Here is a 26,499-nt window from a genome sequence, read left to right on the forward strand (position 1 = left end):
GAACAGAAACTCACTTTACTCTACAATACCTCACCAAAGTATTTAAATGGGACTTAATATGAAAGCAGGGACAAAGTGGTCACTCAGAATTTTATCAACACTGGTAATTGTCGCAGCAATTGCATGGTGGACAATAGGCCCAGATTGGCGTGCTTTTTTGGCAGATCCACCTAAAGATACAAGAATTCTTTTTTGGAGCCAAAGTCAACGTGATGAGGGCTTTAAGCTACTCGATCAATTGCCCTGGTTAGTAAAATCTCGCGAAATATCCCCCAGTGAAAATATGAGACCCTTGCCAAAGGGAGATGGTATTTCATTAAGCCAAGATATTAACGCCTTTTTCGAAGAGCAAAATTTATCTGGCGCATTAATATTGCACAAAGGCAAAATACGTTACGAAAAGTACGGTTTAGGACACTCTCCAGACAAGCGTTGGACTAGCTTTTCAGTGGCCAAGTCCTTTACTTCAAGCCTAGTGGGAATAGCCTTAAAAGAAGGCCATATATCAAGTCTTAACGACAAAGTATCAGACTATATTGTAGGCCTTAAAGGCTCAGCATACGACCATGTCACAATCGAACAATTGTTGACAATGACATCAGGTGTAGCTTGGGACGAAAATTACTCCGACCCTAACTCAGACGTGTCACAATTTAACCTACACCAAGCTGAAGATGGCTTGCCTACCATTGTAAGTTACATGCGCCAACTTAAAAGAGCCCACCAGCCCGGTGAAAAATGGCATTACTCTACTGGTGAAACCAACCTAATAGGAATTTTAGTTGAACAAGCAACGGGCCGTCATCTTGCGGATTATCTTACCGAAAAAATTTGGCAACCCTTTGGTATGGAAAACAAAGCAAGCTGGTTATTAGGCGCAGACGGTTACGAAATTTCAGGTTGTTGTATTCAAGCCAGTTTACGTGACTTTGCACGTTATGGTTTGTTTATATTAGAAGGAGGGATTATAAACGGTGAGTCGGTTTTCCCCGATGACTGGTTAGCAAAAGCCACAAATAAGCACACTGATTTTGGTATCGACGGCAAGGGTTACGGATATCAATGGTGGACCTTTGATGACGGCAGCTTTACCGCCAGAGGCATTTTTGGGCAAACCATTTTCATCGACCCTAAGCTAGAATTAGTCATAGCTTTCAACGGCAATTGGCTCAACGCCAGTGATCCTATATTAAATAAAAAACGCTTTAACTTTATTGACCTAATAAGAGCATCAATAGATGCAGAAGCCAATTAACGAATTCACTTACTTTTTGCGGTTTATTTAAATTACCAAACTGATTCGGCTCAAGATGTGAGCCGAATCACCCACTTTAATCGGCCTAAAAACTAAAACAGTTAAACTTGGGAAGATCATGAAATACGGCCCCTTTACTCCACTAGGGTCATGTTCACCAAAGCGCCATATTCAACCTTATAAATGCACTCAGCACCCACAAACTCACTCTGTCCATTTAAAAAATAGGATGAGTAGAAGGTGTCATTTACTTGTTACAACCATCAAAAACTAGGAAGGTGATACTTAAACGATTAGTTATTGGCGGCTAATGTAAGCCCTAAACTAACAGGTGAAATAATTAAAAAACCACCCCGATATGTATTGACTGGATTATTTATAAAGGTTTCACAGGTAAAGAAGCGCTTACTCTGTTAGAATGTGGGCTAGCAAATTAAAGCTTCGTCCGACTGTATCTAATAACCCACCCACTTCTCCACTGATTTTAGTACCCAGATTGCCAACTAGTTTGGCTAACAACTCCATCACGCTTGAAATATATTACCAGCACCTGTTGGAAGCCATATTCGAGCAAAAGGAAACATCATGAATACTTTGTCATTAGGCGTCATTGGTTCTTCTAAAAAAGAAGACGAGCGACGGGTTGCAATCCATCCTGAACATTTATCAAGACTACCGACAAGCCTACGTAAACAACTCATTTTTGAAACTGGCTATGGTGAACGATTCGATATATCAGACGCAGAACTTGCTAGTCAAACAGGTGGGATCGCAACTAGAGACGAACTACTAGAGACCATGGACATCACTATTATTACTAAACCTATTCAAACTGATTTTGAACAGTTACGAGAAGGGGGAGTTTTATGGGGTTACCCACACTGCACACAACAACGAGAAATTACGCAAACTGCCATTGAGCGCAAGCAAACTCTAATCGCTTTTGAGGATATGTTTGTATGGAGCCCCAAGGGCCAAGCAGGTCGCCATACCTTTTATAAAAATAATGAAATGGCAGGCTATGCAGGAGTTATCCACGCGCTACAGCTAAAAGGCATAGATGGCCACTATGGCGATCAACGTAAAGTTCTCATTTTCAGTTTTGGAGCCGTTAGCCGAGGTGCCATTTATGCACTTAAGGCCCATGGATTTCGAGATATTACAATTTGCATTCAACGTCCTGATCATGAAGTACGTGAAGAAGTGTTAGATTGTCATTATGTAACGCTTAGACAGGGTAGAGAAGATGAAGCCCGCATGATAATTGTCGAACATGATGGAACTGAAAGACCATTATCAGAACTAATTAATGAATCAGGAATTATTGTTAACGGCACATTTCAGGATCCAAATATGCCTATTGATTTTGTTACTGAAGAAGAAAAAAACTGCCTAAATCCAGGCTGCTTAATAGTAGATGTAAGCTGTGATGAAGGTATGGGATTCTATTTTGCCAAACCGACTACATTCAAAAACCCAATGTTTAAGGTAGCCAAAGTCGACTACTATGCTGTTGATCATACCCCAAGTTATTATTGGGAAAGCGCTTCTCGCTCTATTTCCGCTGCTTTAGTTGTACATTTACCATCAATTGCCGCCGGACCTGATGGTTGGAAAAAGAATGAAACCATTCGCCGTGCCATCAATATTGACCAAGGTGTTATTCAAAAATCAGAAATACTAGCATTTCAAAATAGACACGCTACTTACCCCCATAAAGCGCCCTAGTGCATCATTACATTAATGGGTTCTATTTCTAAACCACTACCTGTATTTTTGATATTCAAACTAGCCCTTAAAGTCAGTACTTAGTAAGTACTGCTGGGCACAAAGAGAGTTTAGAGAACTTGTGTGGGGTGTATATACCAACCACTTTTTGATTTTCACAATCATTGACTTAATTGGAGTTCTCTGGCGTTGCTTAGCAAGATAAGTTAATCCACACACACCTTGAAAAGTATAAAATTTCCCCAATATCGAATAAGTGATAATCAATATCACGCCTTTAAGGAACCGAATTATGGAACTGTTACTCGAGTATATTTTAACGGCACAAACCCTCATTTTAGTATTTGTGATAGTGCTACTTAAAACCTCCATTAAGTTTGTGCCACAAAACCGAGCCTATGTCATTGAACGCTTCGGTAAATATCAGTCAAGCAAAGAAGCAGGTCTTAATTTTATTTTTCCATTTATCGACCGGGTGTCAGCAGATCGCTCCCTTAAAGAGCAAGCCGTAGATGTGCCAGAACAAAGTGCCATTACTAAAGATAACATTTCATTACATGTAGATGGTGTACTGTATTTTCGTGTACTTGACCCTTACAAAGCGACCTATGGGGTAGACGATTACGTATTTGCCGTGACTCAACTTGCACAAACCACAATGCGTTCTGAGTTAGGTAAAATGGAGCTAGATAAAACCTTTGAAGAAAGGGATGTGCTTAATACTAATATTGTTACTTCTATTAATGATGCTGCGGGCCCTTGGGGCATTCAGGTTTTACGATACGAAATTAAAGACATTGTACCTCCACAGTCAATAATGGAAGCCATGGAAGCTCAAATGAAGGCAGAACGTGTGAAGCGGGCCCAAATTCTTGAATCTGAAGGTGACAGACAAGCTGCCATTAACCGCGCAGAAGGTGAGAAAGCGTCTGTTGTACTAGCCGCTGAAGCTGATAAGTCTGAAGCTATATTACGTGCTGAAGGTGAAGCAAAAGCTATAGTTGCTGTAGCCACCGCTCAAGCAGAAGCCCTACGACAAGTAGGTGAAGCCGCTGCCACTGAAGATGGGCAAAAAGCCATTCAATTAGACTTAGCCACTAAAGCCATTGAAGCCAAACAAGCCATTGCTAAAGAATCTTCTGTTGTGTTATTACCTGACAGCAGCACAGAAGCCGCCAGTGTAGTAGCTCAAGCTATGACTATTATCAATACATTGAATAAGGGCTAAGACATGGATTGGGCAATCAATAACTTAGCTGAGAGTTTGCTCATATTGGGCATTCTTTTATTGGTGGTGGAAGTTGCAGTATTAGGGTTTTCAACTTTCGTGTTGTTTTTTGTTGGTTGTGCTGCTGTGCTTTCTGCGATTTTATTGTACTTGGGGCTTATCCCAGATACGTTATTAGGGTCCATGCTTAGTACTGGTATATTCACTGCTTTGTTAGCTATTTTGTTATGGAAGCCCTTAAAGAATATGCAAACTCAAGTAGATGTTACTAAACCTAAAGGTGATTTAGTTGGCCATACTTTCGTGCTTAAAGATGAAGTATCTCCTGAACTAACACCTACTTATCGGTATTCAGGCATAGACTGGAAACTTGAATCGGTAAATAAAATAGAAGCAGGCACAACCGTAGAAGTGGTTGATGCATCTGTGGGTAAATTTATCATACGAGCTAAACTCTAATTTTAGCTCTTTGCTAAACGCTCCAAATCAGCAATTTTCACGCATTTACTGCCCAATAAAAACAAAACCCCGCGATTGCGGGGTTTTGCGTAAATGCCTACCTTAGCGGTTAAGCTAAAAACGACTTACATTGTGACGAACTCTTCGCCTGAAGTTGGGTGAATGGCGACACAAGCATCAAAGTCTGCTTTAGTTGCGCCCATTTTCATTGCTACACCAAAACCTTGTAGGATTTCGTCCATGCCAAAGCCTATACCATGTATGCCCACGACTTTTTGATTGTCACCGGCACAAACTAACTTCATACGAGTCATTTGGCGATGCTTAGTCACAGCTGTGTACATAGCCGCAAAACCTGAACTAAAAACAGTAACATTGTCTTCACCGAATTCTTCTATTGCTTCTGCTTCACTTAGTCCCATTGTACCGATTGGCGGGTGACTAAATACAACCGTTGGTATTAAGCTGTAATCCATATGTGCATCTGTTTGGCCATTAAACAAACGCTCTGATAACAAACGACCAGACTTAACGGCAACAGGGGTAAGTTCAACATAACCAATGTTGTCGCCCACTGCATATACGCCGGGTACATTAGTATTTTGGTACTTATCTACCTTGATGTAACCTCTATCAGTTATCTCAACACCGATTTTATCTAAACCAATTTTATCAGTTGCTGGTTCGCGGCCAATTGCCCAGATTACGCAATCGGTTTCGATTTTATCGCCACTTTCAAACTCAATGGTAAGCGAACCATCAGCATTTTTAAGTACTTGAGTAGGGGTTGCATGGGTATGAAGAGTGGGGCCATCTTGCTCCATTAACTCTACTAATGTTTCAGACAGCATAGTGTCAAAGTTACGCAGTGGCGCATGTTTACGCACCACTAAATCTGTTTTGGTACCAAGGGCATGCATTACGCCAGCAAGCTCTACTGCGATATAGCCAGCACCTACTACTACAGCACGTTTAGGCTGTTCGGCTAGTTCAAAAAAGCCGTTTGAATCAATCCCTAAGTCAGCACCAGGAATATTTGGCTGCACTGGGCGGCCACCTGTAGCGATTAGTATATGATCAGCGGTATATTGCTTACCGTCTACTTCAACAGTGTTTTTATCAACAAAAGTGGCAAAACCTTTAATTAGGGTTACACCATTTTTTTCAAAACCACCGCCGTAACTTCCGTGAATACGCTTGATATAGGCTTCACGGCTATCTACTAAGGTTTTCCAGTCAAACTTATTCACTGTTACGTCAAAGCCATAGTCTGGCGCATATAAATTAATAGCTTCTGCTACATGGGCACCAAACCACATCACTTTCTTAGGTACACAACCCACGTTAACGCAAGTGCCCCCTATGGCAACAGCTTCTATTACTGCGGCCTTTTTGCCGTGTTTAGCTGCGCGATTTGCCGATGCAATACCACCGCTACCGCCACCGATACATATAAAATCAAAATCTGCCATAAGTCTGCCTTAGTAAAAATAGTAAATAGAAGATAATGCCTATTAGAAAAAATTAACACCGTATTTTCTCAATTAATGTAATCGAGTAAATCAATGTAGGCATACATATCTTTAGAAAGACCTTATTAAAACAAATTAATTGCACAGAATTAAAATTTTCTAATGGGATAAGTGCTCTGCTATTGAGATTTAATGTAAGCAACCCAACCTTTATAATTAAATTAACGTAAAAAGACCTTTTTATGACGAACCCAATAAACGATTTATCTGGCCTGCCTCAATTTTCTGCCATTAAACCTGAGCACATTCAACCAGCCATCGAAGAAGCGATTGCTGCCTGTAAAACTAAAATTTCTGATTTACTCAGCCAAGACAATTACAGCTGGGATAGCCTAGTAGCACCCATTGAAGAAATTGATGACGAGCTAAGCCGTAAGTGGTCTCCTGTGTCGCACATGAATTCAGTGGTAAGTAACGATGCACTTCGTGAAGCACACGATGCTTGCTTACCTGCTTTGTCTGAATACGGCACTTGGGTGGGGCAAAATGCCGACCTTTACAATGCGTACTGTCAAATAGAAGCTAGCAGTGAATTTGCTGATTTGTCAGAAGCCCAGCAAAAGGTTATCACCCAAGCAATCCGAGACTTTAAGCTTTCGGGTGTAGCTTTAAACGAAGACAAAAAAGCCCGTTATGCTGAAGTAAAAAGTCGTTTATCTGATTTAGGCTCGACCTTTAGCAACAATGTGATGGATGCCACCTTAGGCTGGCAAAAACATATCACTGATATAGCAGAACTTGCTGGGTTACCTGAGTCTGCGTTAGGTGCAGCTAAACAGTTAGCCGAAAGCAAAGAGCTTGATGGCTGGGTATTTACCTTAGACATACCGAGTTATTTACCGGTTTTAACCTACGCAGACAACCGCGAGCTACGTGAAGAAATGTATCGCGCCTATACCACTAGGGCCTCTGAACAAGGGCCAAATGCTGGCAAATGGGACAACACTGAGATAATCAACGAAACCCTAACCTTACGCCAAGAACTATCTAAGCTACTTGGGTTTGAGCACTTTGCTGAATACTCACTTGCCAGCAAGATGGCCAACTCTAGTGAGCAGGTAAATGGATTTTTATTAGACTTGGCGAATCGCTCAAAACCACAAGCTCAGCAAGACATTGACACCCTTACCAGTTATGCCCAAGAGCATTTTCAAGCGGGTGAATTACAGGCTTGGGACTTTGCTTATTACAGCGAAAAGCTAAAAGAGCAAACTTACAAAATATCTGACGAACAGCTGCGCCCATACTTTCCCGAAAGCACGGTAGTAAAAGGCTTGTTCGAAGTAATATCAAGGCTATACAAGCTAACGGTCACCGAGCGTGAAGGCGTTGACACTTGGCATAAAGATGTGCGTTTTTACGATATAAAAGACGAGTCAGGCGAGCTAAGAGGCAGCTTTTATCTAGACTTATACGCCCGTGAGAAAAAACGCGGTGGCGCTTGGATGGACGAATGCCAAGTACGCAGGCAAAAACTAGACAGTACTCAGCAGTATCCTGTTGCCTACCTAACCTGTAACTTTAGTGGCCCAGTAGGTGACAAACCTGCACTATTTACCCACGATGAAGTCGTGACTTTATTCCATGAGTTTGGCCACGGTATTCACCACATGCTTACCAAAATCAATGTGGGCGGTGTATCAGGCATAAACGGCGTAGCATGGGACGCAGTCGAGTTACCTAGTCAGTTTTTAGAAAACTGGTGCTGGCAACCAGAAGCACTTAGCTTTATATCTGGTCACTATGAAACCGGCGAGCCATTACCACAAACACTATTAGACAATATGTTAGCTGCCCGTAATTTCCAGTCGGCTATGCAAATGTTGCGTCAGCTAGAATTTAGTATTTTTGATTTTAGCCTGCACGAAAACTTTATCGATGCAGAGCAAACCAATGTGCAAGCTTGGTTAGACCAAGTTCGCGAGCAAGTAGCAGTATTAACCCCGCCTAGCTTTAACCGCTTCCAAAACAGTTTTGGGCACATATTTGCAGGTGGCTACGCAGCGGGTTATTACAGCTACAAGTGGGCTGAGGTTTTATCATCAGATGCCTTTAGTCGTTTTGAAGAAGAAGGTATTTTTAACCAGCAAACCGGACAGGACTTTTTACACAACATCCTAGAAATGGGTGGCAGTAAAGAGCCGATGGAGTTATTTGTAGCCTTTAGAGGACGTGAGCCAGAAGTAGATGCCTTATTACGTCACTCTGGTATTGCTGCCTAATGTAGCTAAACGCTAACTCTAAAAACACCAACTTGCACCGCTATGTAAACTTAATTTTATGTAGTGGTGTATACCCTGTTACTGCCCCCAAAATATAAATTACACCATGCAAAATTTAGAAAAATTTAAAGACATATACCAGCGAGCCTGTGAGCGAAAAGGTGGCCCCAAAGTACTAGAGGCCATGTTAGCAAAACCTTTAACGCCTGCAGAATTACAGCAAATAGGAGACGACCGCTTTTTAGCTGAGTTTACCCAAAAGGTGTTTCAATCTGGTTTTGTGTGGCGTGTTGTAAGAAACAAATGGCCAGACTTTGAACGAGCATTTTTTGGGTTTGAGATAGAAAAAGTATTACTCATACCTGATGAAATGTTAGAAAAAAAGGCCGCAGACCCCAGCATCATTCGTAACTTCACTAAGGTGAAAACCATACGCGACAATGCACAAATGATTGACACTGTAGCCCGCGAGCATGGCAGCTTTGCTAAATTTGTAGCTAACTGGCCCACAGATGACATTATTGGTTTATGGGCATTTTTGAAAAAAAACGGCGCTCGCTTAGGCGGAAATACTGGCCCCTATGGTTTACGGGCTATAGGTAAAGATACCTTTTTACTCACCAATGATATTGTGGGCTACTTTACCCAAAGAGGCATAATCTCAGGCTCTGCCCAATCAAAACGCTCACTAACCGCCATCCAACAAAGCTTTAACGAACTACAGCAACAAAGCGGCCGTTCTGTACAGGAGTTAAGCTTAATTATATCCAGAAGTGTTGGGGATAATATTCTCTAGCAAGCGACAAGCAAATTAAAACTTGTTGGCCTGTGGGTTATTAAATGGACGTACTCTTGTAAGTATTTTATCTAGGTGTCTTTGTAAGGCCTGACTAATTTACCGTCAGATGACAAGAGGAAACAATGGCGACACCAATACATAGCAAACTCATCAATAAAGCCGCTAGGGAAGTACTCAAGCCTGCTGGGTTGGTTAGAAAGGGACAGTCAAGAATTTGGCTGGACGATAATAAATGGTGGCTCACCATGATTGAGTTTCAGCCATCTAGTTGGTCTAAAGGTACATATTTAAATGTTGGAATATCTTGGCTTTGGTACCCGAAAGACTCTCTTTCATTCGATATTGGTTACAGAGAAAGCTCGTTCGTTGAATTTAAAGATGAAGAAACCTTTTTAGAAGAAGTAATCAAGTTAGCTGAAAAAGCAAAAGATAAAGCCTTAACCCACCGTCATTCAATGTCATCTCCTGAGCTTGCGAAAGAGTTTGTCTTAAAGAATACCATTGATGACAAGCAAAACATTTGGGCTTGTCTACATAAAGGCATGGCGTGTTTATACGCTTCGGATACTTCAAATGCAAAAAACCACTTAGAAAATGTTATGCAATGCAAAGAAAACAGGGATTGGGCTAACTCTGTAAAGGGCTTTGCACAATTATTGTTGAATCTAAAACCAGATGAACAGCTGTTTGCTATGCAGGACGCAATAATGAAATCTCGCAAATTAATAAAGCTACCAGAAATAGAGGGGTTGTTTAGCAATCGAGTCTAACTATTTAGTCGGAAAACTTATTTAGACATATGAGCAGAGCCTTCACATAAACTTCATCCTTGGAAATTTAACTAAAGCATTGTAACTCTAAGTTAAACTACCAAACTAATTTGAAACCATATGACTTTTGTAATCAACGGCTCTGACACCCTAGATTCCATAGATTCCATAGATTCAAAGAACTAGGATCTCCAAGTGTAAGGAATAGTGCTAACAACTTTACTAAGGAAAAATGATGGAAATAAAACCCGCAGATTCAGACGCGTGGAACATTGCTGAAGGCAAAGCCAATGGAAAACCTAGCCTTATCCGCTATAGACCAGAGTTAAGACAACTTATCGGCTCTCCTAACTATCCTCAACGACTTGTTATATTTTGGGATTATAAACAGACGAATGACTCTGGGTTGCCTAGCAACACCCAACTAGATGAAATGAAAATGTTTGAAGATGCAATCGTCGATCCCTTAGATGTCGATCGGCTCGCAATATTTGTTTATTCTTATACAAATGCGGGCACTCGCGAATGGCATTTCTATACTGGTAACATTGAAAAAGTAGGAGTAATAATAAATAGTGCACTATCGAAACACGATAAATTTCCAATCGAATTACAAGTGTACGAAGACACTGAGTGGTCAGAGCTAAAAAAAGTATATGAAATCTGTAAGTAAAAATGCACCTAACAAATCAACTATGCATAAAACAGGAAAGAGCCACATCCCATATGCAAATCACTATTTGTCTAAGAGAAGATTATGCCAGCAAAATTAGATGACATTGAGTGGGCAATTGAGTTCTCATCTGCTGGATTAGGTGATCACGAGGCGTATATCAGTTTAGATACTGGCGAAATTTATTATGTTGGTGATACTGTGGAAGAACCGATACCAGATGACCTCTATGAGTGTGATAGATATCTTAAGTTACCCAGTAAACAGGATTTAGGATTAAGTAAGCGATTGGCCCTGAGTTTTATTGCCGAATCGATTCCCGAAGAATTGGAATTTGGAAACGATATTTTTAGCCGCCGCGGCGCATACGCAAAATTTAAGTCGCTGCTAGAATCAAAAGGAAAACTAGAAGATTGGTATACGTACGAGGAGACTGCGTTAAAACAAGCCACGATTCAATGGTGTAAAAATAATGATGTTAAAATTAACAGCGGCATGTAACGAATGTTGCAGACCCCCACTGCAAAGGCGTATATGTTAAATCTAAGGAATCACAAACGTTATTATGAACCAAGCTTTGACGAACTACTGCAACAAAGCGGCCGTTCTTTACAGGAATTAAGCTTAATTATATCCAGAAGTGTTGGGGGATAATATTCTGTAGTAAGCGAATAGCAAATTGAAGCTTGTTGGCCTGTGGGTAATTAAATGGACGTACTCTTGTAAGTATTTTATCTTGAGTGTCTTTGTAAGACCACCTTGGGCAAATTATGCTGCACTTTAAAAAAATCCAGTGGTTAAAAGTTATCGCTTACGCAATTGTACCGAGCATTTCAGTTGTGCTCGTTGTTGCTATTCTAACTTTTGGTTTATTGAGCTTGGGGTTTGATATTACTGAAAACGCGACAATATTTCTGTTGGCTAGCTATCTCTGTTCGTTTGCTATTACTTATTTTGCCTATTTTACGTTAGCGAAAAAGCAATTTTATCACCCTTTTCAGCATGCAGTTTTCGTATATATTTTGAATATTGCCATTGGCTTTACGGTGGATTTTCTACTTCCCATCGCGTTGATAACCTGGGAAGTGTTTATTGTTGAGCTATTTGCTTATATAGCTATATTGGTAGTTGCAACCAAGCATGGTATTAAATATCGCAATCGTTTTATTGATAATGCGGTCTAAAAATCCCATAAGCACCACTTACATAGTCAGCCTATTTACTAACATCAAAGAATAAAATCTGGCTTATTTAAGAGTAAAAAATGAATCCGAAACATCCAAAATATATAGGCATTATTCTCGGCGTCCTTTACGGTTTATCCCTCAGGCTTTTATGGGAAATTGAAGCCTTTCGAGATCTTGGTCAAGTAGTGACAGTCTCATTTACCTTTTTTGTACCCTTTGTAATCGGATTTATACGTATCCACTTTGAGTGTAAGGTCAGTCCTAACCTCACGGTTAGCAAAATGATTACATTATCTTGGCAGCCTATTTTCTTTTTCCTATTGGCTACTGTGGTCACTCTATTGGAGGGAAGCATATGTATAGCGATGGCATTACCCGCATTTATGTTTTTTTCTAGTCTGGGCGGCGTAGCTGCTGGCTATTTAAATAGATATTTTACTAAAAAACGTAACGCGACTTTAATGTCGGTAGTATTATTTCCAATTTTGATCTCGCCAATTGAAACAAATTTCATAGCGTTAACTAAAACCTATACAGTTGAAAACAGTATCACTATTTATGCTTCTCCAAGTGTCGTTTGGAAACAGCTTGGAGAGGTTGAGTTAATTCAGCCAGATGAGCTAGATATTACACTGGCTTCACTGATCGGCGTTCCAAAACCAATTAGGGCAAGCATGAGTGCAGATGGAGTTGGGGCTGTACGAACTAGCGAATGGGAAAAGGGGGTAATATTTAGGGAAGTTATTACATCTTGGAAGCCAGAAAGAGAGATGACCTACTCCTTTGAAATCGATCCTGAAGCAATCCCAGACGACGCATTAGATAAACACATTAAGCTTGGGGGTGAATACTTCTCACCTTTAAATGGCGGATACTACTTATCGAAAGACCATAATGGTAATACCGTTTTAACGTTGAAAACTAGATTAGTAGACAATACTAACTTTGGCTTTTATTCCCGTATTTGGGGGGAGTTAATCTTTCAAGACTTTCATAATTCGTTGTTAAAACTTATGAAATCTAGAGCTGAGCATAGGGTGCTCCGGTAAAGTTTTGTGATATTTACTTAGAGCTAATTTTAAAGACAAACAAGGAATTAGCTTTACCTGTAGCAACTAACAAATGTTGGTTATCTTTAGTAAGAGTAATTGATGATATGCTCTTTATCTGGTTACCACGAGCACTTAATAATTTGTCCGTATAGTTAAGCTTCCCATCAACTCCTACACTAAACATATGTAAGCCAATCCCTGCCTCTCCAGCAGCATAAACTTTTGAGCCATCAGACGAGATGGCTATGCTACTCGCCCCATCTAAACCTGAGCCTCCAACATTAGAATTATCTATCACTTGCCAAAATTCATATTTCCCAGTATTTAGCTTACGAAAAACAACAACAGAGCTACTCCCAGAGCAAGCGACATATAGAAATTTCCCTTTAGGTGAAACTACAATTTTTTGAGGGTTAACAAATTGCTCGACACCAGAAACACCGTTTTTTACGACTTGCTTTACCAGTAACTCACCTTTGTTATTGCGTTCAAAGATAGTTAACTGGTTGCTATCAAAGCCCAGTATATATAATTCATCATTACGTGGAGAAAAAGCCAAGCTAATTGGTTTACCCAAATCAATCTCAAGTGGCTTTGCATCTTTGACTGCCCTGTTAAAGAGAATTTTCCCATCAGCTCCAATATCAAAAATTGCAACGGCGTTACTCATATAGCTTGCAACAAAAAGCTGCTTGTCATCCAACGTTTTAATCACATCCCAAGCACCAAGCAGAGCAAAGTGATCTAACTCATTAATTGGCTCATTGCTATTAAACACTTGCTCATAGCTAATACCATCGCTGATAGTTTCACTCAGCTGGTAAACGTTATTATTTAGAGAAAAACGCGTTAAAGCCCCATCATAAAACGCTGTTACCACTGCTTGTTTACTTTCTTCTAGGTAGGCTACCCCTGAAGCGCCTTCTAATCCACTTACATTCATAGACGAATTTTTAAACACTTCACTAAGAGTTAGATAAAAATCGTTGTCTAAATTGAAAATGGCAAACGCATTATCATCGCCACTTGATACAAAAACTCTGGAGTTATCAGTTAAAACTTTTACATTTCTAGGATTGCCTAGGCCATCAACACCATCTATATCATCCTTTAGGATTTGAATGAGCTGTAAACTATCTGTCGTATTAGCAATAGCTGCATTTAAGCTCATTAAAGTTAAGACTATAAAAAATGAAATCAGCTTATTCTTGTTAAGCATTAACTCGCCCTTCTCGTAGAAATATAACAACTTATAATCTATCAGATTGTGTAACGACCAACTCACCTATTATAAACCTATCGCCTAACTCCATTTACCTCTTAAAAATTATGGCTATATGTAACTTGCACACTTCTTGGTAATTCTGGAAATACCAGAGTCGACCCAAAGTAACCGCCTTCAAACACTGGTCGCCAATTTTTTTCATCGGTTAAGTTTTGAACTTCAAAACGTAACTTGGCATGCTGGCTTAACGCCACTGTGGTGCTGGCATTTATGGTGATTTGATCACGTATTAACACTGTAGCTAAGTAGTCTAACGGGTAGCTTTTGCTATAAATGGCAGTGGCTGATACATCCCAATAGTCAAATATATTCCAACCTGCGTTTAAAGATACGGTTTGCTCCGGTATGCCCTGCACTCTTTGGTTTGACGGTTCAAAGCCTGCAAAATTTGGTGCCCCTATGCCTGTACCTACAATAATATCTGGGCGGGAGTTATCAAAGGCGTCAGCTACTTGCTGCGAATCTTGAAAACTAGCAGAGTCGTCGTAGCGGGCATCTAGGTAGCTATAACCTAAGGTGGCCCAAAGGTTTTGCCCTTGATACACCACTTGCCCTTCGAAACCTTTTGCCACAATACCTGAGTTACTGCCATCTCTGTTACGTAGGCTACGGGCTTGTTCAAAGATTGAAGCATCGGCATACCATGGGTTTTGAGCTGGCGCATATTTAATGCCCACTTCAAATAGCTCGTTTTCTGTTTCGAAGTTTAAAGGGTTAATTTGATTGTCTGCCCCTAGTGCCGTGCCACCAGCTAGGCTGTTAGAGGTGGCTTCGCTATAGCTGTAACTGGCATAAGTCACTAGGTCTTCTTGCAACTTAAAATTAGCACTTAGTGAGCCTGAATACAGCCAAGTATTGTAGGTATCACGGGCGGCAATTTGCCCTTGTGGGGCGATTGCATCTTGGGCTTTTACGTCGTAGTAGTCTGCACGCACTCCAACATTGGTACTCAGGCGCTCAGTCCAGTCACTTTGTTGTTCAACAAACACACCGCTTTGCCATGTTGTGGAGTCGGTGGTATCTGAGGTTGAAAAGTCGTTAATACCATCGCCATCTACATCATAGTTTGCACCGGGAGACACAAATACGCCTGGGCGTAACTCAACTAACCTAGCCTGTTGGGCTTCAGTTAAGGGAATACGGCGCTGGTCTAATGTGCCTAATAAATCAATAGGCAAATCAGCTTCTGTGGTGAACTGGCTGTAACCTAATACATCGTTATAACGAATATCCACACCCCAAGTGGTTTGCTGCTGCGAGCTCCAAACAGAGTTTATTTCGATTCTGTTTTGTGCCGTTTTGGCACCATCTACAATTTCTACAAAGCTATTTTGGGCAATTTCTTCACGGTCTAAAAATTGAAAGTAACTACGATTGGTTAAGCTGTGTACGCTATTTAGTTGGCGTTCGTAAGTACTATGAAATAAATACGTCTGCACATTGTTTATGTTGTCAGGGTCGGTCAACACTGTACTTCTTGAAATGGGCACTTCGCCTGTGGGCGATACTACAGCAAATGCCCCAGGAACTTCCGAACCATTAGGTTGCACACCTTGGCCTGTTATATACAAGCCATGGTCTATCAAATTTTGAGTGGGGCGGTTGATACCAGCGTTGTCAGCAAAGCCCACGTTGTAATATTCAAAGCTTACATCCCAGCTCGACTTAGCATCAGGCAATAAGCGATATGCGACAAATACATCTTCACTTTTGTAATCACCAAAATCATAAAAGCTGCCGTTGTCGATTAATTCAATACTCACACGGGCACCGCTTTTACCTTCTTCTATTGCTTTATCTATGTCCAATTGCCCTCTGTAGTGGTCCCAACTCCCTGCACTAACTTGCAAGCTAACATCACTGCCCGTTAAGCCTGCGGTTTTATTTTTTAGGTTTACAAACCCGCCATTACGCTGGGTTGTACCAAGCAATACAGAAGGTGCCCCTTTAACTATGTCTATTTGTCCTAAGCTGTTAAAGGACAATGGAATACCAAACCCATTATTACCCCCTTGTCGCCTGAGTCCCTGTTGAAACACCTCTCCAAGCTGGCCACGAATAGTAGGTAAACTTGGCGCACCAAAACCACTGGCAGCATAAGTATTAGGCACAAGCACAAGCACATCTTGCAAATCGTCTATTGATAACTGCTCGAGCATGTCTTCAGATATTGAGGTAAGGGTGCGGGATATCTCGGTTATTTGCTTATCTTTACCAAAAGGGCCATCTACTATTGTATCTTTTGGAGATACGATTAACGATGAAGCAGACTGCCCTGCAACGGTTATGTGCTCAACATCATTATTTGACTCTTGAGCAGTTGCGGCAAACGCCATGGATAAGCTGATACTCATGCTTAGGCTGTGTTGTCTGATAGACATGTTAATCCTCTCGATATTGATTCGAGCTTAAAGACCTAGCCACTACACATTTTATTACAACTAACTCAGAAGTAAGCCATTTTTTCTGTTTGCAGCGTGATTTATTAGGTAAACTAACTTGTGAATATTCTAAAGGAAACGCCATGAGTCCCCAGAGCCACAATGCCGAGCAAAATAACAACGAAAAACCTCCAGTAGAGGCGCTACCAGATACAACTCACTTTGGTTTTAAACAAGTAGAAACCGACCAAAAAGTAAATATGGTGAAAGACGTATTTCAGTCGGTAGCCGCAAAATATGACATTATGAATGATGTTATGTCTTTGGGTATTCATAGGTTATGGAAACGTTACACCATAGACTGTAGTGGCGTAAGAGCTGGGCACAAAGTATTAGATTTAGCCGGTGGCACAGGTGATTTAACTGCTAAGTTTTCAAGAATAGTAGGCGAATCGGGGCAAGTAGTACTGGCTGATATTAATGACGCCATGCTCAAAGTTGGCCGCGAAAAGCTTAGAGACAAAGGCATTGTTGGTAATGTTGAGTATGTACAAGCCAATGCTGAAGAATTGCCCTTCCCCGATAACAGCTTTGACATCATCACTATTGCGTTTGGCCTTAGAAACGTAACCGATAAAGACAAAGCTTTAGCATCTATGTACCGCGTGCTTAAACCTGGTGGCAGATTGTTAGTGTTAGAGTTTTCAAAACCTACCCATGACATGCTAAACAAAGCTTACGATATGTATTCTTTCCATGTGCTACCAAAAATTGGGCAACTGGTGGCAAATGATGCAGATAGCTACCAATACTTGGCTGAGTCTATTCGCATGCATCCAGAGCAAGAAGTATTAAAAGAGATGATGGAAAACGTGGGATTTGAACAAACCACTTATACTAATTTAACAGGCGGTATCGTAGCCTTACACCGCGGTTTTAAGTTTTAGTTATGCCTATTGCACAGATACTTACATCAGGGGTTGAGCTTGGGTTTAACCAATTACTAAAGCTCGACCCAGATAGCCAAGCACGGCTAGCTAAATTGAGTGGAAAGTCCCTGCAGGTCTCAGTAAAAGAGTTACCCTTCCCATTATTGTTTAACTTTTCTGAACAAGTTGAAGTAGGCGCTGTAATAGAAAGCAACGAACATAATCAAGCCCCAGACTGTTTGATAGAATTAGACCTTAACACCCTTCCCAAATTGCAAGATAGCAGCCAGCTAACCCAGCTTATTCAGCAAAAGAAATTGTCGCTCATTGGTGATATCTATATCGCGCAAACCTTTGGTGACTTAATTAAAGAGTTAGATATTGACTGGGAGGAGCAGCTTTCAAAATACACTGGGGATGTGGTGGCCCATCAAACTTTTAGTAGTGCTAAATCACTATTTGCGCAAGCCAAGCAAGAACTTGAAAAAGCCGCAACAAATATTGGCACCCGAATGACCCAAGCTGACGCGGTAGCCGTAAAACCTATAGAAATGGCCTTGTTTAGTGAGCAAGTGAGCGATTTGCGTAGTGATGCAGAACGCTTAAGTGCCAGAGTTCAAAGATTAGAGCAAACCCTAAAAGACCTCAAAGGATAGTTACCCCAAGGTGAGAATTTTACGTTTTTATCAAATTAATAAGGTCATGTTAGAGCATGGCTTAGATGAATTAATTCCTCGAAAATGGCTACCTTGGTACGCCAAATTATGTAGAGTCAGTTTATTTTGGTTACGCAATAAACACCCAGATAAATCCCAAGGGGTTCGGGTGCGTTTAGCGCTACAAACCTTGGGCCCTGTTTTTATAAAATTTGGACAAATGTTGTCTACCCGAAAAGACTTGCTTGCCGATGACATTGCCAACGAATTAACGATTCTACAAGACCAAGTTCAACCTTTTGATAGCGACATAGCCCAAAATATTATCTGCCAATCTTTAGGCATTAAAGATGTAAGCGAAATATTCAGTTCATTTGAAAGCAAACCTTTAGCCTCAGCCTCAATTGCACAGGTTCATGCAGCCAGACTCAAAGAGGGTGATAGAGATGTAGTGGTTAAAGTTATTCGACCTAACATTAAGTCGCTTATTCAATCAGATATTGAATTAATGCAAACCGCTGCATCGGTTTTACAAAAACTCTTACCCGATGGAAAACGCCTTCGCCCAGTAGAAGTAATTGCTGAGTACGAACGTACCATAATTGATGAGTTAGACCTGATGCATGAAGCCGCAAATGGCATTCAATTTAAGGTAAACTTCGAAAACTCACCTGCTTTATATGTGCCCACTATTTATGGTGATTATAGCCGCAAAAGCGTCATGGTAATGGAGCGTATTTACGGCACACCCATCTCTGATATTGAGCAGCTTAGAGCCCGTAATACTAATATGAAACGCTTGGCAGAACGAGGGGTTGAAGTATTTTTCACTCAGGTTTTTCGCGATAGTTTCTTCCATGCAGATATGCATCCGGGCAATATCTTTGTATCTACTGTGAATCCAGACGACCCTCAATATATCACCATAGATTTTGGCATAGTGGGGACACTAAATAGTGAAGACAAACGGTACTTAGCCGAAAATTTCATCGCCTTTTTCAATCGTAATTATCGCAAAGTTGCGCAGCTACACATTGACTCTGGGTGGGTTCCATCTGATACCGACATTGATGATTTTGAAGCCTCTATCCGTAAAGTATGTGAGCCAATTTTCCAAAAACCTTTAGCAGAAATAGAATTTAGTAATGTCTTATTGCAGCTATTTAATACTGCTAGACGCTTCAACATGATCATTCAGCCTCAATTGGTGTTACTGCAAAAAACCTTGTTATATATTGAAGGCTTGGGCCGTCAATTATACCCCCAACTGGATCTTTGGGAGACCGCTAAGCCCTTTTTAGAAAATTGGATGAAAGAACAAATTGGCGTTAAAGCCATGTATCAAAAAATCTCAACTAATTTGCCTTTTTGGTCTGAAAAAATGCCAGAAATGCCAGACCTGATTTACGATTCATTAAAGCAAATCAAAACCCTACCAGAGCAACAAAGACAAGAATTTGAGCGTCAACAACTGGCAGCTAAACGCCAACATACTAGCTCACAATTGATGATGATTGGTGCAACCTTTATTTTGGTTGCCGCCTTGTTACCCATTTATCTCAAGCCCTGGTGGCCAAGTGCTACGTGTGCAGTGATAGGGCTGGCTAGTTGGGCTATGGCGTGGCGCAGCAAATAACTTAGTGGTACATCACAGATGTGCAACGAGCATTGCTGCTAACTGCACATGTGTTTTTACTTAATTAAGACTGACCAAAGAAACCTTCTACTCTCAGAGCCAAGCCATAAGACGCCGAAAAGTGCTCATCTCTACGCCATAATACAAATGGCTCTACCTCATAAAATAGCCAACTTCTTAAGGTGTTTTTTCGCCACCGCATACTGACTAAGTATTCTTCTACTCGATAATTAGGGCGGCTAAACCCTTCAATGTAAAAACCGGTAATAAGGGCATTATGCTCACTAAATTGCGTTAACTTTTGTAAGCTATGTAGCCAGCGCCAGTCATTGGTTCTGTCTCTAAAGTAATAATGATTATTAAACCTGAACATAGACTTGGTGGTGGCTTTGTACCCAAGCTGCCAGGAAAAATCCGCCCCTAAACCGTCACGGCTATATAAATAGGCTGATGTTTCCCACCGCAAACTTATTTTATCTGATAGTGAAAAAGCATTTCTATAGCTACTTTTTGCAAAGGGTTGTAGCCGTCTACCAATACCGATTCTATGGGATAAACCACTACCTGGGGTACGCTGCCAACGTAAAGCGAGACTCACTCTGTGTCTTTCTCGAATGTTGTCATTCCCATCACTTAATAAATTATCGTCAGGGGATTCATCATCATAGTCAGATAAAACCACATCTACTCGGTTCTTGAGATTGGGTAACTTTACTCTTAATTTAAATCTTGGGCTTACTTCACTAAAGTCTCTGCTTCTAGGCTCCCACCCAAGTCTGATACGAGCTTCGCCATTCGCTTTTTCGTTAGTATCAAAATCTTCTAAGGCAAAAAAATTATCAAACCATAAGACACTATCATTTACTGAAGATGCAATGTTTTGATGCATTGTATCTAACCAAGGATAATCAAGAGCCTGCTCTTGGGCACTGACTCTACAACAGATTAAGGCCAAAAAAAGGACATAAATGTTTTTTTTAATCACACATTTTCTCAATAAAAGATGTACGCCATGTGACTTCAAAGTTGATATTTAGTGTAACCATATATTACCTAAATGACCAAACAAGGATTTTGTGCTATCAAATCCAGTGACCTTTTCATTTAGCTACGTATAATAGGGAGAGATAAGTCTTAAGGAGTCTATTTATGTTTGGTATTAGTCCTATGCAGTTAGGGATCATCTTAGTAATCGTTATTTTATTATTTGGAACAAAAAAATTGCGCGGTATGGGTGGCGATTTAGGTTCAGCTCTTAAAGGCTTTAAAAAAGCTATGAGCGATGACGACAAAGAAAAAGACGCTGACTTTGTTGCTAATGAAAAAGTAGAAAACAAATCTAGCGAATCAGCCGACAACACTGTGCAACAAACAAAAAGTGAACAAAAAGAGCACAATTAATGTTTGATATTGGCTTTTTTGAAATACTCTTCATTGCTGTCATTGCGTTAGTGGTGTTAGGCCCAGAAAGACTACCTGGAGCCATACGTTCTACTCTCAAAACAGTTCGAGGTATTAAGGGTATGGCTAATGGCTTTCGTCAAGAAGTTGAGCAACAGTTTAAAATTCATGAGCTCCACGAAAATCTTAAAAAAGCTGAAGAGCAAAGTTTAGAAAATCTATCTCCGGAGTTGCAAAAGTCTGTTGACGAATTACGTGACGCCGCAAAATCCGTACAAAAACCCTATTCTAAAGAGTAACCAGAATGGCCGACCAAAATAGCTTAGTTACCCACCTAATTGAGCTTAGAAGCCGCGTTTTAAAAGCATTTTTAAGTGTATTCTTTGTGTTCTTATGCCTAGTATATTTCGCTCAAGATCTATACCTATGGATTGCCACTCCCTTACAAGAAGCTTTACCCGATAATGCACAAATGATAGCAACAGATGTTGCCTCATCGTTTTTTGCCCCCTTTAAGCTCACCATGGTGTTATCGTTTTTTATTGCCATACCTATGGTGTTGTATCAAATCTGGGGCTTTATTGCTCCTGGGCTTTATAAAAATGAAAAACGATTAATTGCGCCTTTGCTATTTTCTAGCACCTTGTTGTTTTATTTAGGGATGGCCTTTGCTTACTACGTTGTTTTTCCTTTAGCGTTTGCATTTTTTACAAGTGTCATACCGGAAGGCATAGTCAATAACACGGACATAAGCAGCTACTTAAATTTTGTGTTAAAAATATTTTTTGCGTTTGGATTGTCTTTCGAAATCCCCATAGCCATTGTATTAATGTGCTGGACAGGAATGACAACCCCCGACTCCCTTCGAGAAAAACGTCCTTATGTGATTGTTGGGGTATTTGTCCTTGGTATGTTACTCACGCCACCAGATATAATTTCACAAACACTCCTTGCTATCCCTATGTGGATATTATTCGAATGCGGCGTAATTGTGGGCAGCATATACACTCGTAAAAAGAAAGAAGACACCCCAGAGGAACAAATATGAAGTTGTTTACCCCCATTGGAGCATTATTATTTATAGTTAGCTTTGCTGCTTCAAGCAATGACTTAATAAATAACTTACAAAAATGTAAACAAGTCGAAAATGCACTCGAAAGGTTAGTGTGTTTCGATAAAGTTAGTAAAAATTTGCCGACAACCTACCAAGAATTAAAGCCAATAGCTGGCGTCGAGCCGCCCCCCCCCACGAAACAACAACCAAAGTTAAAAGGTGAAAACAAGCAGTTTGGAGTTGAGCATAAAGCGGACATCAGCGACTTACCGGCTACAATTAGTGCAGTTATTACATCAGTTAAGTTAGGGCCATATAAAAAATATGTAATCCAATTAGATAACGGGCATATATGGAAACAAACAGATGACAAACGCTTAAAATTGTCTAAGGGCGATAAGGTAATAATTAAAAGAGGTGCGCTTAATTCTTTCTTCATTGAAAAAGACGGAGTAAACACGCGGATGCGGGTAAAACGGGCTAACTAATTAATGAGCTGGATTGATATTGGAGTCAACTTAGCCGATTCAAGATTAGATGCTGAGCCAGTTATACAACGGGCCTTTAACGCTGGTGTTGGAAAATTAATTATCACAGGGACGAGTATTCAAGCTAGCTGTGACGCTTTAACATTAGCGAAAAACCATCCAAAAACATTGTATACTACAGCAGGTGTTCACCCCCATCACGCCAAAAGTTTTAACCATCAAACTCGTACTAGTTTAGAAAAGTTAGCCAATGAAGAGCAAGTTATTGCAATTGGTGAGTGTGGCTTAGATTTTAATCGCAACTTTTCTACGCCAGCACAACAACTCCATGCATTTGAACAACAATTACAATTAGCTAGCGAATTAGGCTTGCCTGTTTTTTTACATGAAAGGGACGCATTTGCTGAGCAAGTCATATTACTTAAAAAATACCGCAGTGCTTTAGTCGGTGGCGTTGCCCACTGCTTTACTGGGGACTCAGAACAAATGGCTCAATACTTAGATTTAGATCTGTATATAGGCATTACTGGTTGGGTTTGCGACACCAAAAGAGGTCAGGCTCTTAGAGACGCAGTTTCTTCTCTTCCCTTAGAACGATTGCTAATAGAAACGGATGCCCCTTATCTACGCCCTAAAGGTTTACCCAACAACCGAAAACTGGATAAAGGTAATAACGAGCCCGCTTATTTACCGTTTATTGCGGCTGAATTGTCAAACCTAATGGGCGTTGAGCTGCAGACACTGCAACAAGCTTGTCACGACAACACCCATAAGTTATTCAATAAAATTAAGATAGGTATCGGTAGTGAGCACTAGCATTCTAGGTACAAAATTATCTATAAATGGCTCAATAATACTTGCTGGTTTTTGTTGCATACTAATTTTTATTATTGCAAATGCTCTAATTAGTAATAATGGAAAAAAAGAAGTAAGAATAGATAACCTACATTACATTATTGACTCAGCACATGACATTGATATTGACCAAGCCCTCAACTTTGAAACAAAAGATTGGCAGACTAATGATACAGACATCTACTCCCCGGCCATGTCGGACGATATACACTGGTTAAAATTTACAATCCAAGGAAGAGAGGCGTTAGGCCCTAAGCTATTAGAGATAGATAACCCATTTTTAAATCGAGTTCATGTCTGGTTTGTGCAAAAAAATAAAATACTAAGCCATCTAAGCACAGGTGATGAACAACCTTTTAGTGAACGACCAATTTTACATGAGAACTTTGTTTTTTCGGTGCCGGCAACCACAGATACTATCGACGTTTACGTTAGCGCCTATTCAACAGGGGCCATTCGCCTGCCAATATACCTGTGGCCAGAGAAGCTGTATTTAAGTTACGAAACTAAAAGTGCCATCACCATGGGGGTGTTTATTGGCTTGATGTTAGCTATGGGAATTTGTAGTTTATTCTACTTTGTCGCCACTAAAGCCTTACCGTTTCTAATTTACAGTGGCTATGTTGTCAGCTTGGTCCTTACCATTACCACCTTATTTGGCTTAACATTTCGATACCTTTGGCCTGAATCCACCTTATTTCAGCAAGATTCATTGGCACTTTTCGCCTCATGTTTACTTTGCCTGTCCACTATTTTTTGCGATCAATTACTCAAAGTAAAACTTTACAGTTCTCTGTTAAGCAGACTTTTAAGAGCTATTGCTACAATCTTTATAATTGGCGCGGGGGTGAGTTTCTTCATACCTTTACCGTTATTTATCAATGCTTTTTTATCAATGACACTAGTAAGCGGCTTAGTTGTATTTTTGACTGGTATTTGGTTGTGGAAAAAAGGCTCAATTATAGCGCACTATTACACCCTTACGTGGGCTATGTTGTATCTTCTAGGCCTAGCAGTTGTTTTAGATAATTTAAACATAGTGAGCTTTAGCTTATCACCCACTCACTTTTTAATGTTAGGGGCAACGATAGAGACTATATTTTTAGCCTTAATTCTAATTATTAGCCATAACAAGAAAAAACAAGCAGAGCTGATTGAACAAACCAAACTGTTAGATATAGAAAGACAAAGCCGTAACACTGCAAAAGAAGTATTAGAACTACAAAAAACCGCTACCGAAGAGCTTGAATACAAAGTACAAGAGCGTACTTTAGAGTTAGAAATCACTCTAAGAGAGCTTTCAGAAAAAAATCAAGAACTAGAAAAGAAGAACACCTTAGATTCATTAACTGGAATTAGAAATCGTAGTTATTTTGATAAAAAATATCAGGCTGAACTTCGTAGGAGTAAACGAGAACAAACTCAACTGTCTATTGTTATGTTAGACATAGACCATTTTAAAAGTGTCAATGACATTCATGGCCACTTAATGGGAGACGAGTGCATTAAAGTAGTAGCCAACATTTTGAAACAATCATTAAAGAGGCTTAGTGATGATGTTTGCAGGTATGGTGGTGAAGAATTTGCAATGATATTACCCAGTACCGATTTAGAAGGGGCTTTAGCTCTGGTTGAAAAAATACGTATAGAGATATCAAATACAGAAGTTGTATTAAATGAAGCCTCAGTAAAAGTAACAATCAGTGCCGGTATCGGTACTGCAACAGCGGATGTGACCATGAATGAAAAGAGCATTTTGGCACTGGCTGATCAACAATTATACAAGGCAAAAAATGCTGGCCGCAATCAAACTATTGGCAGCTATTTGTCTTAGCCAACATAAATAGGTATACACATGTTTGAACAATATCCTCAAAGCCGTATGCGTCGAGTGCGTAAACAAGCCTCAACTCGAAATTTAGTAGCAGAAAATCAACTTTCGACTAATGACCTAATTTATCCGATGTTTGTATTGGAAGGCGAAAATCAAAAACAAATAGTGCCTTCTATGCCTGGTGTTGAACGAATGTCTATCGACCTACTAGTAGCAGAAGCTAAAGAGCTTCTCGAGCTTGGTATTCAAGGAATTGCTTTATTTCCGGTCACACCGCCCGAAGCTAAATCACTGTGCGCCAGTGAGGCATTTAATCCCCAAGGTTTAGCACAAAGAGCAGTACGAGCTCTAAAGGCTGCAGTGCCAGATATAGCGATTATTACTGATGTAGCATTAGACCCTTTCACCTCTCATGGTCAAGATGGCCTTATTGACGATTCTGGCTATGTGCTTAATGATGAAACCATTGAAGTGTTAGTCAAACAGGCTTTATCACATGCAGAAGCAGGGGCCGATATTGTGGCACCTTCAGACATGATGGACGGACGCATTGGTGAAATTCGACGTGCACTTGAAGAGCAAGGTTATATAAACACTTGTATTATGGCCTATTCAGCTAAGTATGCATCTAGCTATTACGGCCCATTTAGAGATGCGGTTGGCTCAGCAGGCAATATTAAAGGTGGCGACAAAAAAAGCTACCAAATGGACCCCGCCAACTCCGACGAAGCATTAAGAGAAATCGCTTTAGATCTGCAGGAAGGGGCAGACATGGTGATGGTGAAACCAGGCATGCCTTATTTAGATATTGTAAGACGCTGTAAAGACGAATTTAAAGTTCCTACTTTCGCTTATCAAGTCAGCGGTGAATACGCCATGCACAAGGCTGCTTTTGCTAATGGCTGGCTCAATGAAGAACAAGTAATATTGGAGTCATTGTTAGCATTTAAAAGAGCAGGAGCGGATGGAATTCTGACTTACTTTGCTAAACAAGCTGCGCAATTACTTAAAGGGTAACAATTAAAGTTTTAATGCATCTAATAGCTACAGGAGCTTTCAATTTAAACTTACGAAT

At 40.3% G+C, this 26,499-nt stretch carries 25 protein-coding genes; 21 read left to right on the forward strand and 4 right to left on the reverse strand.

Annotated features, from left to right (window positions below; genetic code table 11):
* The first annotated feature begins 58 nt into the window (after positions 1–58).
* The 4 genes from EOK74_RS01500 (at position 59) to EOK74_RS01515 (ending at position 4,670) form a co-directional block, all read left to right on the forward strand.
* A complete protein-coding gene (locus EOK74_RS01500; protein WP_133468130.1) occupies positions 59–1,255 on the forward strand; it encodes a serine hydrolase domain-containing protein in 1,197 nt (398 codons plus the stop codon).
* A gap of 585 nt (positions 1,256–1,840) precedes the next feature.
* A complete protein-coding gene (locus tag EOK74_RS01505) occupies positions 1,841–2,983 on the forward strand; it encodes a N(5)-(carboxyethyl)ornithine synthase (protein WP_133468131.1) in 1,143 nt (380 codons plus the stop codon).
* Positions 2,984–3,275: 292 nt separating this feature from the next.
* The gene (locus EOK74_RS01510; protein ID WP_133468132.1) at positions 3,276–4,211 is read left to right on the forward strand and encodes an SPFH domain-containing protein; all 936 of its coding nucleotides are present in this window, start codon (positions 3,276–3,278) and stop codon (positions 4,209–4,211) included.
* A 3-nt stretch (positions 4,212–4,214) separates the two neighbouring features.
* Positions 4,215–4,670 carry an NfeD family protein gene (locus EOK74_RS01515; RefSeq protein ID WP_133468133.1) on the forward strand — a complete coding sequence of 152 codons (456 nt, stop codon included), beginning with the start codon at positions 4,215–4,217 and terminating at the stop codon, positions 4,668–4,670.
* A gap of 125 nt (positions 4,671–4,795) precedes the next feature.
* On the opposite strand, the gene gorA is transcribed toward EOK74_RS01515, so the two are convergent.
* Positions 4,796–6,142 carry a glutathione-disulfide reductase gene (gene gorA / locus EOK74_RS01520; RefSeq protein ID WP_133468134.1) on the reverse strand — a complete coding sequence of 449 codons (1,347 nt, stop codon included), beginning with the start codon at positions 6,140–6,142 and terminating at the stop codon, positions 4,796–4,798.
* A 242-nt stretch (positions 6,143–6,384) separates the two neighbouring features.
* On the opposite strand from gorA, the gene prlC reads away from it, so the two are divergent.
* The 7 genes from prlC (at position 6,385) to EOK74_RS01560 (ending at position 12,902) form a co-directional block, all read left to right on the forward strand.
* Entirely contained in the window at positions 6,385–8,424 is a 2,040-nt protein-coding gene (prlC, locus tag EOK74_RS01525) for an oligopeptidase A (RefSeq protein WP_133468135.1), read from the forward strand.
* A gap of 106 nt (positions 8,425–8,530) precedes the next feature.
* Positions 8,531–9,220 (forward strand): DNA-3-methyladenine glycosylase I, encoded by a 690-nt coding sequence (locus EOK74_RS01530; RefSeq protein ID WP_133468136.1) that lies wholly within the window; start codon positions 8,531–8,533, stop codon positions 9,218–9,220.
* 125 nt (positions 9,221–9,345) lie between these two features.
* On the forward strand, positions 9,346–9,993 hold the full coding sequence (locus EOK74_RS01535) for a hypothetical protein (protein WP_133468137.1): 648 nt from the start codon (positions 9,346–9,348) through the stop codon (positions 9,991–9,993).
* A gap of 232 nt (positions 9,994–10,225) precedes the next feature.
* Positions 10,226–10,666 carry a DUF695 domain-containing protein gene (locus EOK74_RS01540; RefSeq protein WP_133468138.1) on the forward strand — a complete coding sequence of 147 codons (441 nt, stop codon included), beginning with the start codon at positions 10,226–10,228 and terminating at the stop codon, positions 10,664–10,666.
* An 84-nt stretch (positions 10,667–10,750) separates the two neighbouring features.
* On the forward strand, positions 10,751–11,167 hold the full coding sequence (locus tag EOK74_RS01545) for a UPF0158 family protein (RefSeq protein ID WP_133468139.1): 417 nt from the start codon (positions 10,751–10,753) through the stop codon (positions 11,165–11,167).
* Between the two features lie 269 nt (positions 11,168–11,436).
* Positions 11,437–11,850: a hypothetical protein gene (locus tag EOK74_RS01555; RefSeq protein WP_133468140.1), complete on the forward strand. Its 414-nt coding sequence runs from the start codon at positions 11,437–11,439 to the stop codon at positions 11,848–11,850.
* An 80-nt stretch (positions 11,851–11,930) separates the two neighbouring features.
* Positions 11,931–12,902, forward strand: coding sequence for an SRPBCC family protein (locus tag EOK74_RS01560; protein WP_133468141.1), 972 nt, complete (start codon positions 11,931–11,933; stop codon positions 12,900–12,902).
* A gap of 13 nt (positions 12,903–12,915) precedes the next feature.
* On the opposite strand, the gene EOK74_RS01565 is transcribed toward EOK74_RS01560, so the two are convergent.
* Positions 12,916–14,124 carry a beta-propeller fold lactonase family protein gene (locus EOK74_RS01565; RefSeq protein WP_133468142.1) on the reverse strand — a complete coding sequence of 403 codons (1,209 nt, stop codon included), beginning with the start codon at positions 14,122–14,124 and terminating at the stop codon, positions 12,916–12,918.
* 101 nt (positions 14,125–14,225) lie between these two features.
* Positions 14,226–16,571 carry a TonB-dependent receptor gene (locus EOK74_RS01570; protein ID WP_133468143.1) on the reverse strand — a complete coding sequence of 782 codons (2,346 nt, stop codon included), beginning with the start codon at positions 16,569–16,571 and terminating at the stop codon, positions 14,226–14,228.
* A 143-nt stretch (positions 16,572–16,714) separates the two neighbouring features.
* Between EOK74_RS01570 and ubiE the strand changes: the two genes are divergently transcribed.
* The 3 genes from ubiE to ubiB are packed head-to-tail and all read left to right on the forward strand — an operon-like array spanning position 16,715 to position 19,792.
* Entirely contained in the window at positions 16,715–17,518 is an 804-nt protein-coding gene (gene ubiE, locus EOK74_RS01575) for a bifunctional demethylmenaquinone methyltransferase/2-methoxy-6-polyprenyl-1,4-benzoquinol methylase UbiE (protein WP_133468144.1), read from the forward strand.
* Positions 17,519–17,520: 2 nt separating this feature from the next.
* Complete coding sequence (locus EOK74_RS01580) at positions 17,521–18,156, forward strand: ubiquinone biosynthesis accessory factor UbiJ (protein ID WP_133468145.1); 636 nt, start codon at positions 17,521–17,523, stop codon at positions 18,154–18,156.
* 10 nt (positions 18,157–18,166) lie between these two features.
* Positions 18,167–19,792, forward strand: coding sequence for a ubiquinone biosynthesis regulatory protein kinase UbiB (ubiB, locus tag EOK74_RS01585; protein ID WP_133468146.1), 1,626 nt, complete (start codon positions 18,167–18,169; stop codon positions 19,790–19,792).
* 64 nt (positions 19,793–19,856) lie between these two features.
* On the opposite strand, the gene EOK74_RS01590 is transcribed toward ubiB, so the two are convergent.
* Positions 19,857–20,777 carry a hypothetical protein gene (locus EOK74_RS01590; RefSeq protein ID WP_239023960.1) on the reverse strand — a complete coding sequence of 307 codons (921 nt, stop codon included), beginning with the start codon at positions 20,775–20,777 and terminating at the stop codon, positions 19,857–19,859.
* 164 nt (positions 20,778–20,941) lie between these two features.
* Between EOK74_RS01590 and tatA the strand changes: the two genes are divergently transcribed.
* Genes tatA through hemB form a run of 7 tightly spaced genes read left to right on the forward strand, consistent with a single transcriptional unit; the run spans position 20,942 to position 26,441 of the window.
* Entirely contained in the window at positions 20,942–21,193 is a 252-nt protein-coding gene (gene tatA, locus EOK74_RS01595) for a twin-arginine translocase TatA/TatE family subunit (protein ID WP_133468147.1), read from the forward strand.
* Positions 21,193–21,492 carry a Sec-independent protein translocase protein TatB gene (gene tatB / locus EOK74_RS01600; protein ID WP_133468148.1) on the forward strand — a complete coding sequence of 100 codons (300 nt, stop codon included), beginning with the start codon at positions 21,193–21,195 and terminating at the stop codon, positions 21,490–21,492. The genes tatA and tatB overlap by 1 nt, the downstream gene beginning before the upstream one ends.
* 5 nt (positions 21,493–21,497) lie before the next feature.
* Positions 21,498–22,241, forward strand: a complete 744-nt coding sequence (gene tatC, locus EOK74_RS01605; RefSeq protein WP_133468149.1) for a twin-arginine translocase subunit TatC — start codon at positions 21,498–21,500, stop codon at positions 22,239–22,241.
* On the forward strand, positions 22,238–22,735 hold the full coding sequence (locus EOK74_RS01610; RefSeq protein ID WP_133468150.1) for a hypothetical protein: 498 nt from the start codon (positions 22,238–22,240) through the stop codon (positions 22,733–22,735). Before tatC ends, EOK74_RS01610 begins: the two co-directional genes overlap by 4 nt.
* Positions 22,736–22,738: 3 nt before the next feature.
* Complete coding sequence (locus EOK74_RS01615) at positions 22,739–23,551, forward strand: TatD family hydrolase (protein WP_133468151.1); 813 nt, start codon at positions 22,739–22,741, stop codon at positions 23,549–23,551.
* A complete protein-coding gene (locus EOK74_RS01620; RefSeq protein WP_133468152.1) occupies positions 23,541–25,424 on the forward strand; it encodes a sensor domain-containing diguanylate cyclase in 1,884 nt (627 codons plus the stop codon). Before EOK74_RS01615 ends, EOK74_RS01620 begins: the two co-directional genes overlap by 11 nt.
* Positions 25,425–25,445: 21 nt before the next feature.
* Positions 25,446–26,441, forward strand: coding sequence for a porphobilinogen synthase (gene hemB, locus EOK74_RS01625; protein WP_133468153.1), 996 nt, complete (start codon positions 25,446–25,448; stop codon positions 26,439–26,441).
* The last annotated feature ends 58 nt before the right edge of the window (positions 26,442–26,499 follow it).

The sequence above is a fragment of the Paraglaciecola marina genome (assembly GCF_004360155.1).
Classification (GTDB): Bacteria; Pseudomonadota; Gammaproteobacteria; order Enterobacterales; family Alteromonadaceae; genus Paraglaciecola; species Paraglaciecola marina.